The sequence below is a fragment of the Magnetococcus marinus MC-1 genome (assembly GCF_000014865.1).
Lineage (GTDB): Bacteria > Pseudomonadota > Magnetococcia > Magnetococcales > Magnetococcaceae > Magnetococcus > Magnetococcus marinus.
This window is the reverse complement of the sequence record NC_008576.1, coordinates 2,799,486-2,811,821: the sequence shown is the minus strand read 5'-3', so window position 1 is coordinate 2,811,821 and position 12,336 is coordinate 2,799,486. Positions and strand designations below refer to the sequence as shown.

Genomic DNA, 12,336 nt, shown 5'->3' with positions numbered 1-12,336 from the left:
TGTGTGGTGTTGTTCGAGATCGTGGCATGGTAGCGGTTTGCCCTGTAAGGATCCGGAAAACCTGGAAAATAGGTCATCTTACAAAGAGATTAAATGAGATTTTTGTAAGATGAAGCATAAAAAAAAGGGGCGCTAAGCGCCCCTTTTTTTTATGCGCAATGGGGCAAAATATTTATGAGTGTGCTTGATTTCAAATCGTATTTTTCTTTACCGTGCGTAATTTTCAGAAAAAGGCCCATTTAAATTGGATAATTTTCCCTATATTTGATGAGGAAAGGTGGCCAGAATAAGATTGCTAGCTATGTGTTGAGGTTGTTAGTATGTCCTAAAATTAACCCATGTTTAACGTTTCTCTGCCGAATTTAGGCATGTTTGGCCTGTTGATGTATTTTAACATATTGATTTATATGTACTCACAAATTCAAACATGTTTTGTAGTGCCATAATAAATTATTATGTCTTGCGCCACCATGGTGCTTTTGGTATCATTCCGAGTATGTATATACGACGCACACAAACCCGCAATACAGCCACAGGCGAATCTTACTACACGCATCGCCTGGTTCAATCCCTTCGTGTCGGCACGAAGGTCAGGCAGGTGACACTCTTGAATCTTGGCCGTCATTTCGCCATAGGCCAGAATCACTGGCCCACCTTGTGTTCACGTATCGATCAACTGCTAAGCCCTCAGAAGACACTGATTTCTCTTGATTGTCCTTCGCAAGTGGAGCGGGAGGCCCAGCGTATTGTCGCGCAATTGTTGACCCGTCAGCCGGAAGCAATCCCGTCTGCCAAGGAGACGGAAACCGGCCTTTCCCCAGAGGATGTGCAAACAGTATTGGTGGACTCTCTTGAAATGAGCCGCCCCCGGAGTGTGGGGGTGGAGCAGGTGGGACTATGGGCCATGGGTAAGGCAGGGTTTACAGAACTGTTGGCCGATGTCGGACTAACCGGCCCTCAGCGAGCCGCAGCCATCGGCGCCATTATTGGACGCATGGCCGCACCTGGTTCCGAACGGGCGCTGCATAGATGGCTCAGCGCCCAAAGCGGCCTAGGGGAGTTGCTTGATGTGGACTTCGAGACCATGAGCCTGATGCAATTTTACCGAGTTTCAGACCTATTGATCAGAAACCGCGAGGCTATCGAAAACAGATTGTTTTCCAAGATTAACGATCTATTCAACCTGCCGGGCACCGTCACCTTATACGATTTGACCAATACCTATTTTGAGGGAGAGGCAGAAGGAAACAGCAAAGCTCAGCGGGGGCGCTCAAAGGAGAAGCGTTGCGACTCTCCCCTGTTGACCTTGGGTCTGGTACTCGACGGTAGCGGGTTTGTGCGCCGTTCGCAGATTTTCCCCGGCAATGTCTCCGAAGGGAGCACCCTGGAAGGGATGCTCAAAGGCTTGAATGCTCCCAATGGTACCTTGGTGGTTATGGATCGGGGGGTAGCCACTGAGGCCAATCTTGTCTGGTTACGCGACAAAGGCTATCGTTATCTGGTGGTCAGCCGAGAACGCGAGCGGCAATTCGATTTCAACGGTGCTGCATGTATCGAAACGGCCGCAAAGGAACAGATCCACATCCAAAAAGTTCTCAGCGACGATGGCCAGGAGGTGAGGCTTTACTGTCATTCCCAACGCCGTGCGGAAAAGGAAAAGGGGATCTCCCGGCGTTTTGCCGAGCGCTTTGAAGCCGGTCTGACTAAGCTCTCCGAGGGGCTTTCCAAGCCCCGCACCACAAAGAATATCGATAAACTTTGGGAGCGCATTGGACGGCTGAAAGAAAAAAATCGTGGTATAGGCCAGCACTACCACATCGAAATCATCCCGGACGACAGTGGTTTGCAGGCCCAAGCCATCCATTGGAAACAAAAACCGCTCGATGGCACCTCGCTGACCCACCCTGGGGTCTACTGCCTGCGTAGCAACGAGACCGGCTGGGATGAGGAGCGCTTATGGCGCACCTACATCACCCTCACGGATCTGGAATCGGTGTTTCGCTCTCTCAAATCGGAATTGGGCTTGCGTCCACTCTTCCATCGGAAAGAGGAACGCAGCGATGGTCATCTGTTTATCACCGTGCTGACCTACCAGATCGTACAGATAATACGTCAACAATTGGCGGAAAAAGGTATCCACGGTCGCTGGAGCACGCTGCGAGACATCCTCTCCAGCCAGTGCCGGATTACCGCTTCATTTCGACGACCCGATGGACATTCCTTGCAGGTGCGCAAAGCCACCAGACCTGAGCCTGAACAACAGAAAATCTTCCAGGCGCTTGGAATCCATGCAAACCCAGGCGGGGTGAAAAAGATGGTCGTCTGAGCACATTTTCCAAAGAATGCACAGTTTGTAGTGCCACTCGAAAAAAATACACATCGTAAGATTCTGTATTTTAAGATCTTCTACAATAGCCTGTTAAACATGGGTTAAGTCTGTAGTGGCCTGCCTGTTGATACCAATTGTTGCGATAGATGAATTGATATAGGCCTCGACTCTGTTAAAACCCATAGGAGCGAATGCTATTTTTTTAGGATGAAAATCTCTCGGATTTACCTTGATACCGTTTGGGTAAGGTAAAATCATACAAGATTAGAAGCATTTGATCGGTCCCTTTTAGAGCCTCGCATAAGTGGGAGTTATCCCATTACGGCTTCGTCTGGATCTCCCCTCGCCGCTTGGTTGACAGGTTTTTTTTGGGGGGGAAAGGTTATTAGAGGGTCTGTCTTTGTTGGATATTCACCAACGGTTCGTGTTAAGCCACGTTTGCCCGTTTTTTCTTGTCCTGCTTGTCTGTTTAGAGTGATCAAGCTTGAGCGTTTGTTGTCGAGATCTCTACTGGCGATTGCCTTGGCTGAGTTTTTGGCCTTAACCGTCATTTGTGAAGGAGTTGGTATGTTTGAGTCGATGGTTCCCGTTAATCGGGAGCGGCACGGTCACAAAAAGGTGCGCGCTGATAACAATTTTAGCTTTGCATCCCATTTTCATTTGGCCTACCTCACCATGCACGAATTTGCACGGGCCGCGTCGATCTACCCGGTGGTTTTTTTGGAAGAGAGCCAAAACGACACCTTTCGCCCCGTTGCACTGCTTGGGCTAGAAGCGGGTGAAAACCTGTTTGTGAGTGCTCAAGGAGAGTGGCTGGCCAGCTATATTCCTGCCATCATCCGCCGTTATCCCTTTGCATTAACCAAAGCTGGCGATGACCGTTATGTGGTCTGTTTGGATGAAGCGAGCAGCATGATCAATGATGACGAGGGTTTGCCGCTGTTTGATGAGCAGGGCGAGCCAACGCAAGTGATCGAGAATGTGCGTAAATATTTGGGCGAATTACAGCAGATGGACCAGATGACACAGGCATTTACCCAGTTTTTACAGGCCAATAATCTGCTAACGCCGCTCAATATGCGGGTCAATGGTAGTTCGGGTGTGCGTAATATTTCAGGTTGTTACGTCATCAATGAAGAGCGGATGAATAAGTTTAGCAATGAAAAATTTTTAGAAGTGCGTGAAAAGGGCTTTTTGCCGGCCATCTACGCGCAGTTGATCTCGCTGTCACAAATCGAGCGTTTGGCCAGCATGCAAAAAGAGGGTGCTGCGCTGAATGTGGAGAGAGAGCCCTTGGGTCAGGTTGTGGCTGCGGCAAAAAGCGCCAAAAGTACCAAAAACAGTTCCAAAAATCTTCAGTAGTACTTTAAACAGCCATGTATCTGGATCGGTGTAAGGTGGAACAATGATCAACCGAAAATACCATCAAAGAGGCCAGCGTTTGCTTCGCTTAACACTGGCTATGGGGTTGAGCCTAAGCGCTGTCTCTGCCCAGAGCGCAGCAAGCACCACCCCACCGATCCAGACACCGTCGGAGCGTCTGGTGGCAGCTGCGGATCTGCCCAATATGGTGGGAGAGGCCATCCAAGCGGCCCCTGCACAACCCCCTGCAGAAAAGGGTGAGCAGGCCCAAAGCGCCGATGAAAATGTGGTGATACCGACCCCGCCTGCAAATCAACAACCACCAGGAGCGATTGCTGAGTTTGCGGTCTCTTCGTGGTGTGCAGGGGCGGGCTCTGTTATTGCACCATCGCCTGAGCAGCCGCACATGACGCTGGGGCAGTTGATTGGGCTTCTACAGCGGCACAACGCCACGTTGCAGACCAAGCAATTGGCCCAGCAAAGTGCCGAGGCTGCCGTGCAGCGGGCCAAGGGGGTGTTTGACCCGCTGGTAAGCTTTTCTCTCAAGCGGAGTCACCAGGAAGAGCCCAATAACATTGAAGAGAAATTAACCCGCTATACCAGTATTTATAAGACCGATAGCACGGCGGTTTCCATGTCCATGAGCAAGCTGTTTTCTTCGGGTTTGCAATTAGAGGCCGAGGTGAGTGAAACCAAACTGATGACCAGCACCATGAAGACGCTGGATGCCAATGAGCCGGATAACCATCGTGCCTCCTACAGTCTGAGTGTCACCCAACCTTTGTTACGGGATGCCCGTAGTAGCGTGGTGGAGGCGCCTGTCCGGGCGGCTGAGTTGGGGCATAAGGCGGCTGAGCATGAGCGTTTGGATACCCAGTCCATGGTCACTGCCGAGGCGGTGATCGCCTATCACGATCTGGTGTTGGCCCAGCATAAGGTGGCGGCCATGCAAGAGAAGATCGCCATGGCCAACCGGTTACTCGGTATGGCAGAAGATCTCTACAAAAAGGGGCGTTTGCCCCAATCGGATGTGTGGGAAGTGGAAAACTCTTTATCCCGTTTTGAAACGGCGTTGGCCGAGGCCCAGCAGGGGCAGCGGGAGCAGAGCAACCGTTTGCGCACCATGATTATGCAATCGCAAGGTGAGGATTTGGGGGTTTTGCAGGTTGCGGATGTGTTGCCCAAAAAGATAAGCAACCTGCCAACGCTAACCGAGAGTGTTGAGCAAGCCTACGCCAAACGTCAAGATCTAAAGGCTAAGCGCATGCTGCTTAAACAGCAGGATGAACAGTTGGGTTACAGTGAAAACCAGATGCTACCGCGCCTTGATCTGGTGGCCAGCTATGGACGTAGTGGTTTAGCCTACGATGGCTTGGATGCCTTTGAAGGGATGAAGGATTTAAGTCCAAGTTGGAGCCTAGGTGTGCAGGCTTCCGTGACGTTAAACGGCAATAAGCAGGCGAAGGCGGACGTACAGAGTGCGCGGGCCAAACGGGAAGAAGCCGCACTGGCCGTCAAATCATTAGAAGTGACCATCACGAATGATATTGATACCAGCCTGAACGCGTTAAAGAGTGCCTGCAAACGCTGGAAATATTGGGATAAGGTCGCCAACCGTGAAGAGCAACGGGTGGTCATGGAAAAAGATCGGGTCAAAGCGGGTCGCAGCGATGTACGCCAGCTCTTGCTCAGTGAAGAGCGGGCGATCGACGCCCGTCAGGTGCTCAAAGAGCAGCAGGTTGCCTTTGCGAAAGCACAAGCCTTATTAGCCACCGCGCAGGGGACCTTATTGGAGCAGTTTCATTGATGAAGGTAAAGGGGCGCATAAGCCGTTACTTGGTGGCGGCAGGCTGCTTTATGGCCAGCTTTGCACTGAGTGCGGCTTGGGCCGAGCCCATGGTTATGGGGATTACCGAGGCATTTCGTTCGGCCCAACTCAGCATGACCATGGGGGGGCGGGTGCAGGCGGTGCAGGTACGCGAGGGTTCGGTGTTGCAGAAGGGGGATCTGATTCTCTATCTGGATCGCGAGCAGGAGCGGCTAGAGGTTAAGCGGCAAGAGCTGCTGTTGCAGGACCGGGTTCGGTTGGATGCCCTGCGGGTACGCAAAAAAACTTTAGAAGCGCAGGTGGCACAGATAAGAGTGCTCTTAGCCTCGGGCGCGGTCTCTGCAAAACAGGTGGAGGATGAGGAACTGGCGTTGCAATCCACAGTGGCGGAGTACGAGGCGTTGCTGCTTTCTAAAAAACGGGAGCAAGTAGAGCTGGATCTGGCCCGTCACACCTATGAACGCCGCCATTTGCACGCTCCTTTTGCGGGGGTGGTGACCAAGGTGTTGGCCCACGTGGGGGAGAGCATCGCCCCCAATGAGGCCGCAGTGGTGTTGGTGGATGTGAGCCGGGTGCGTTTTGTGGGGACCTTTCCCGCCACGGCTGAGGGCACACTGTTACAGGTAGGGCAGCGGGTCACGCTCAATTTGGGGGCTGCGGGGGAGCAGGTGCAGCGGGTGGCCGAGGTGGTATTTGTGTCACCTGTAACCGACTCGGCCAGCGGATTGGTAGAGTTTGTGGCGGAGTTTGATAATCGGGATGGGGCGGTGCGTCCTGGTCTCTCTGGCCGTTTGGTGCCCTAGGCGGGGTCTATGGATGACACAGTGATGGGCCAAGTAAGCCTGCCAACCGGTGACGAAGAGCGCCCGTTGGAGCTAAGTGAACTGCACGCTTTTACGGGGCCGGCCGAGGCGTTTTGGCCCGTTTATCTGGATGCCGTGTGCCACGCCTTGATGGCTCATAAAGTGGTGTTATTGCTCAAAGGGGCTGAGCAACGCTGGCAGGGGGTGCTGTTTTCGCCTCGGCAGGCGGTGATTGACGGTGGCGAAGCGCCACAGCTATTGGCATTGGCCAATGCCAGCGATGAGCAAGCGGTGGTGCGGGGGCAACTGGAGAGTGGCACGGCGCTGTTGGCACTACGTTTACCGATCTCTCCTGATCCCACACGTCCGAAGGCGGTGTTGATTTTATGGATGATGCAGGCCGTTGAGCCCCTTTCAACCGAGGTGCAAAGCTTGGCCGCACTGGCGGCCCAGGTGCCTGTTCACTATCAGCATGGGCAAGAGCGGTTGCCGGTGGCGTTGCAACTCTCTGGTGCCCAGCGCATGCATGAGATTTTACAGCTCAGCATCCGCCTAAGTGGTGAGGGGCGGTTTATGCGCACCGCCTTTGATCTGTGCTGTGAATTGGCGGTACGGTTTGGCTGTGAACGGGTTTCGCTGGGTTGGGTAGAAGGGGCCTATGTGCGTCTGGTCGCCATGAGCCATATTGAAAAATTTGATCCAAAAACCAACCGCTCGCGGGAGATGGTCAACGCCATGGAAGAGGCGTTGGATCAAGGGTGTGTGGTGAGTTATCCGGCTCTGGCCGAGGCACGTCCGGTCAACCGGGTGCATGAAACCTATGTGCGGGAGTACGGTGAGGGTACCGCCATGTCGGTGCCGATCCACTGGGTGGGCGGCATCATCGGCATCCTCTTTGTTGAGCACCAAACGAGCCTGCCCACCGAGTTGCAGGTTTGGGAGCTGGAGCTTACCAGTCAAGCCTGTGCGCACCATCTGCGGGATGTCTATTTGCGGGATCGCTGGTTTGGGGCCCGTTTGTGGGATCGTTTTAAGCAACTCTTAAACGTGGTGTTTGGACCGGGCCACGCCCTGTTAAAGCTAAGCGGGGTGGTAACGGCGCTGGTGCTGTTGGCATTGATTCTGACGCCGTGGAACTATCGGGTCGAGGTAGGGGCCCAACTTCATAGCCAGGATTTGCTGTTTATGCCGGCGCCGTTTGATGGGTTTTTGCGCAGTGTGCACGTGGAGGTGGGGGATCGCGTGGCACAAGGGCAGGTGTTGGTTACTTTAGACACCCGCGATTTGGAGCAAGAAGCGGCCATGGCCGCCGCAGAAGTGACCCGCTTTGCCCGCGAGGCAGAAAAGGCCAATGCCACCCGTAAATTGGCTGAAATGCAGATTGCACTGGCCCATGGGCAGCAATCCGAGGCCCGCTTGGCGTTGGTGCGCTACAAGTTGCAACACGCCGAACTCACCGCGCCCTATGAGGGGATTGTGGTGGAGGGGGAGTTGAAAAAAAATCTCGGTGCGCCGGTACGCAAGGGGGATCTGTTGCTCAAACTGGCGCAGACGCAGCAGATCTATCTTGAGTTAGAGATTGCCCAGGTGGATGTGCATGAGGTGCAGTTGGGTCAAGTCGGTGAAGTGGCCTTGGTGGGGCGCCCGGAGCAGCGCTTTAAGATAGAGGTGGCGCGTATGGATCCCATCGCCACCCAGCGTGAGGGGCGCAGTGTCTTTTTGGGGCGAGCGCGGATTTTAAGCCCGGTTGAAAAATGGTGGCGGCCCGGTATGGGGGGTAGTGCCAAAATCGCGGTGGGTGAGCGGCGCTTAATCTGGGTATTAACCCATCGCACGGTACGTTTTTTACGGGAGTTGTTCTGGATTTGAGCACCTCAACGCAGCAGACCCGAGTTTTTAGCGATTCGTGGCACCGTATCTCGGGTGTGCGGGTCGCCCTGCTCAGCAGTGTGCGGGCGCACCGTCAGCAGTTTCAGGGCGAGATGTGGGTGGTGTTGCGAGATAGCCTAAGCAGTGACTGGTTTCGGGTTTCGACAGAGGCCTACCGGTTTCTCTGCCGTCTCTCCCTCCAAAAAACGGTGGAACAGGCGTGGCAGGAGAGCTTGCAAGCTGAGCAAGCGCATGCCCTTACCCAGGAAGAGGTGGTGCAGCTGCTGGGGCAGATTAACCTTTCCAACCTGTTGCAGTACGACCGTACCACCGCCGGGGCCAGTCTGTTTGAGCGCTATAATAAGCGCCGCAAGCAGGAGCGTAAGGCGTTATGGATGAGCTTTATGGCGGTCAAAATACCGCTGATTGATCCAGACAGTGCCTTGCAACGCGCCCGCAAGCTGATTAGCTGGCTGTTGGGGCCTTGGGGGGTGGGGTTTTATCTGCTGCTGCTTTTGGCGGCGCTGATTACGCTTTTCAACCAAGGGGACCGGCTGTTTGACCAAGGGGCGGGTATTTTAGCGCCGGATAACCTGCTGCTGCTGTATGGCGGCTTTATCGTCGCCAAGGTGGTACACGAGCTGGGTCATGCGGCGGTGTGTAAACACTTTGGCGGTGAGGTGCATACGGTCGGGGTGATGCTGTTGCTGTTTGCGCCGTTGCCCTATGTGGATGCCACGGCGAGCTGGGGGTTCCGCAGTCGTTGGCAGCGCATCTTGGTGGGGGTGGCCGGGGTAGCGTCGGAGCTAACCGTAGCGGCGGTGGCGGTGCTGGTGTGGGCCTATACCGCGCCGGGCACCCTTAATGCGCTGGCTTACAATGTGATCTTTGCCTCCAGTGTTTCAACGCTGCTGTTTAATATCAATCCGTTATTGCGGTTTGATGGCTACCATGTGTTGGTGGACCTGTTGGATGTGCCCAATCTGTTTCAGCGTTCGCGGGAGCAGCTAAAGTATTTGGCGCAGCGCTTTGTTTTGCGTCTGCCCCAGGCGCGGCCTGCGGCCCATAGCCGTCGTGAAGTGGTGTTATTGCCCCTGTATGGCGTGCTCAGCCTGGGCTATTGGGTGTTGCTAATGTGGTCCATTGTGTTTTTTGTGGCGCAGCAATACCTGGATTTTGGGACCGCATTGGCTTGGTTTTTGGGCTTTACCATTGTGGTGGTGCCGCTGTTTAAACTGTTGCGTTACCTGCTGACCAGCCCTCAGTTAGAGCGTCATCGGGGGCGTGCCTTAGGGGTGACGGCGGTGATCGTGCTGGTGGTGGGGACGGTGGTGGGGGGAATCCCCATGCCGGACCGGATGCGGGTCAGTGGGGTGGTGGAGGCAGAGCAGTTTCGCCAGTTACGCAGTGAGTCTGAAGGGGCGTTGCAGCAGTTATTGGTGCAGCCGGGTAGTACGGTACAGCAGGGGCAGACGCTCTTGGTGTTGAGCAATGCTCAGTTGGATCTTGAACTGGAGATGTTAAACGCCCAATTGGTGCAGTTGCACGCGCAGGAGTTGTTGGCGATTAGCCGTGCGGTGGCCGATTTAGCGCCGCTACAAGAGCAGCGGCAGGCGGTGGAAAGCCAGCTTGAGGAGGTCAAACGACTGCATGGAGCGTTGGTGGTGCGGGCCCCTTTGGCCGGGGTATGGAGCCTACCCCAAGAGCAGGCCGGTCAAGGGCGCTGGGTGGTGCGCGGTGGTGCCCTGGGGGTGATTGTGCAACCGGATCATTGGCGCTTTGTGGGGGTGTTGCCGCAGATTGGTACCCACCTGTTTGAAGATCAAATTCGTGTTGCTGAGGTACGGGTGCGGGGCGAGGAGGGGGTCAATGTGGTGGCCCAGCAGGCCCAGGTAGTCCCCCATGAAAATGGCGTGTTGCCCTCGGCGGCATTGGGCATGCCGGGGGGTGGTGAGATTGCGGTGGACCCCACCGATCCCCAGGGGTTGAGTGCCGCAGAGCCCTTTTTTAGGGTGCAGGCTCATCTACCCAGCGGTGCGGGTGCGCACTGGGTGCATGGCCGCTTGGGGGTGATGCGTTTAACCTTGAGTGATCGTCCCCTGATTGTGCAGTGGGAGCGGGCATTACGGCAGTTTTTGCAGCGGAGATTCCGGGTGTGAGTGGGGTTTCTGAGCTGCTGCTGCCCAGCCCGGTGCCCCAGGGTGTCGAGGGGGTGCTGCATGGGTTGCATGGGCGCTGGCGTGGCCGTGCCGCCCATCGGCGGCGGTTGATGCAGCTGGCCGAGCAGGCTGAGCGCCGCTGTATGGCCCTGCTGGGCTTGCCGGAAACCCAGCTGCAACAGCAGCTGCTGGAGATTCAATCACGGTTTCGGCGACGTCTGCTTACCGATGATGAAACCCTGTTGGCGGGGGTGGCTTTGGTGGGCGAATTGGCTTGGCGGGCGGTGCAAAAACGTCCCTATCGGGTGCAGTTTATGGGGGCGTTGGCCATGCATCGGGGCTGGTTGGCGGAGATGGCCACGGGTGAGGGTAAAACCCTTACGGTGGCGGTGGCGGCGGTGCTGGCGGGTTGGAGTGGGCGGGCCTGCCATGTGATTAGCGCCAACGATTATCTAACCGAGCGGGACGCGCAACAGATGACCCCCCTGTATGAGGCGTGTGGGGTGACGGTCGCCAGCGGTGGCGGGGCATTGAGCCCCGAGGAACGGCAGCTCTGTTACAAGGCCGATGTGGTCTATGTGACGGCCAAAACCTTGTTGGCGGACTATCTGCGGGACCAGTTGGCAACGCGGCAAGGGGCGGGGCGGGCGCAACAAGGCTTTGCTCAGTGGCTCACGGGGGGGGCGCAGCAGCCCAGCGCGATGATGCTTGGGCGCGGCTTACACACGGTGATTATTGACGAAGCCGACAGTGTGTTGATTGATGAGGCGGTGACGCCGTTGATTTTGGCGGCGCCACAGAAAATACCGGGCATGCATGGGGCGGTGATGTGGGCGGCTGAGGTGGCGGAACGCCTGCACGAGGAAGAGGACTACACCGCAGACCGACGCACCCGGCAGATTCAACTGCTGGAGGGGGCCAATCAGTTGATGGCCGCCATGGCGTGGCGGTTGGATGCGGTGTGGCGCAGTGAGGTGCGGCGGCAGGAGCTGGTTCGCCATGCCTTGAGCGTGCGTCACTTTATCCGGGTGGGGCAGCACTATCTGGTGCAGGAAGATAAGGTGGTATTGCTGGATGATGCCACCGGACGCATGACCCCAGAGCGCAGTCTGACGGCGGGTTTGCATCAAGCCATTGAGGCTTATGAAGGGGTGCCCTTGACCGATCCCAATGCGTCCATGGGGCAGATGAGTTTTCAAACCTTTTTTCGGCGTTTTCATCGGTTTTGTGGCACCACCGGCACCGCGCGGGAGTCCACCCGCGAGTTGTGGCGCATCTATCGGCTGGCAGTTTTGCCAATCCCCACCCACCGGCCCCGGCAGACGGTGGTGCATCCTACCCGCGTTTACGCCACGTTGGAGGATAAGTGGCAGGCGGTGGCCGCCGAGGTTGCCCAGGTGCACGCCAGTGGACGGCCCGTTTTGGTGGGGGTGCGCTCGGTTTCGTCCAGTGAGCAGTTGGCGGCGGTGCTGGTGGAAAAGGGGCTGTCGGCCCAGGTGTTAAATGCCCGTAATCATGCCGAAGAGGCTGCAATTGTCAGCCGCGCGGGGCAGTCGGGGCATGTGACCATCGCCACCAACATGGCGGGTCGGGGCACCGATATTGGGTTGGAGGAGCAGACCCGTAGCTTGGGGGGGTTGCATGTGATTATTGCCGAGTGCAACAGCTCGGCGCGCATTGATCGCCAGTTGGCGGGCCGCTGCGGGCGACAGGGTGACCCGGGCAGTGTGGTCACTTTGCTCTGTTTGGAAGAAGATGTGTTGCGGCAGCAGCTCTCCCCTGCGCTGTTGGGGATTGCTCGCAGCTTGCCACGTTGGGGGTGGGCCGCAGGGGTGTTGGCTGGCTTGGTACACTATGCCCAGCGCCGTTCAGAAGCTCAAGCCTATGGGCAACGGCGGGCGGTGATGCAAGGGGATGAGTGGCTCAATAATGCGCTCCCTTTTTAATCCTTTTGGGGGATACTTGAAGGGGCAAAAATGGTAGCAT

7 protein-coding genes are annotated in these 12,336 nt (G+C 56.0%); all 7 read left to right on the top strand.

Annotation, left to right across the window (positions count from 1 at the left end; genetic code table 11):
- The first annotated feature begins 496 nt into the window (after positions 1 to 496).
- The 7 genes from MMC1_RS11290 to MMC1_RS11260 all read left to right on the top strand — a co-directional run bounded on the left by MMC1_RS11290 (position 497) and on the right by MMC1_RS11260 (position 12,296).
- Positions 497 to 2,326 carry an IS1634 family transposase gene (locus MMC1_RS11290; RefSeq protein ID WP_041641528.1) on the top strand — a complete coding sequence of 610 codons (1,830 nt, stop codon included), beginning with the start codon at positions 497 to 499 and terminating at the stop codon, positions 2,324 to 2,326.
- A gap of 570 nt (positions 2,327 to 2,896) precedes the next feature.
- Complete coding sequence (locus tag MMC1_RS11285; protein ID WP_011713825.1) at positions 2,897 to 3,691, top strand: SapC family protein; 795 nt, start codon at positions 2,897 to 2,899, stop codon at positions 3,689 to 3,691.
- Between the two features lie 79 nt (positions 3,692 to 3,770).
- Positions 3,771 to 5,498: a TolC family protein gene (locus tag MMC1_RS11280; RefSeq protein WP_160162700.1), complete on the top strand. Its 1,728-nt coding sequence runs from the start codon at positions 3,771 to 3,773 to the stop codon at positions 5,496 to 5,498.
- Positions 5,498 to 6,322, top strand: a complete 825-nt coding sequence (locus MMC1_RS11275; protein WP_011713823.1) for an efflux RND transporter periplasmic adaptor subunit — start codon at positions 5,498 to 5,500, stop codon at positions 6,320 to 6,322. The genes MMC1_RS11280 and MMC1_RS11275 overlap by 1 nt, the downstream gene beginning before the upstream one ends.
- A gap of 9 nt (positions 6,323 to 6,331) precedes the next feature.
- Positions 6,332 to 8,191, top strand: coding sequence for an efflux RND transporter periplasmic adaptor subunit (locus MMC1_RS11270; RefSeq protein ID WP_011713822.1), 1,860 nt, complete (start codon positions 6,332 to 6,334; stop codon positions 8,189 to 8,191).
- Complete coding sequence (locus MMC1_RS11265; protein ID WP_011713821.1) at positions 8,188 to 10,350, top strand: biotin/lipoyl-binding protein; 2,163 nt, start codon at positions 8,188 to 8,190, stop codon at positions 10,348 to 10,350. The genes MMC1_RS11270 and MMC1_RS11265 overlap by 4 nt, the downstream gene beginning before the upstream one ends.
- Positions 10,347 to 12,296, top strand: a complete 1,950-nt coding sequence (locus MMC1_RS11260; RefSeq protein ID WP_011713820.1) for a preprotein translocase subunit SecA — start codon at positions 10,347 to 10,349, stop codon at positions 12,294 to 12,296. The genes MMC1_RS11265 and MMC1_RS11260 overlap by 4 nt, the downstream gene beginning before the upstream one ends.
- Positions 12,297 to 12,336: the final 40 nt, after the last annotated feature.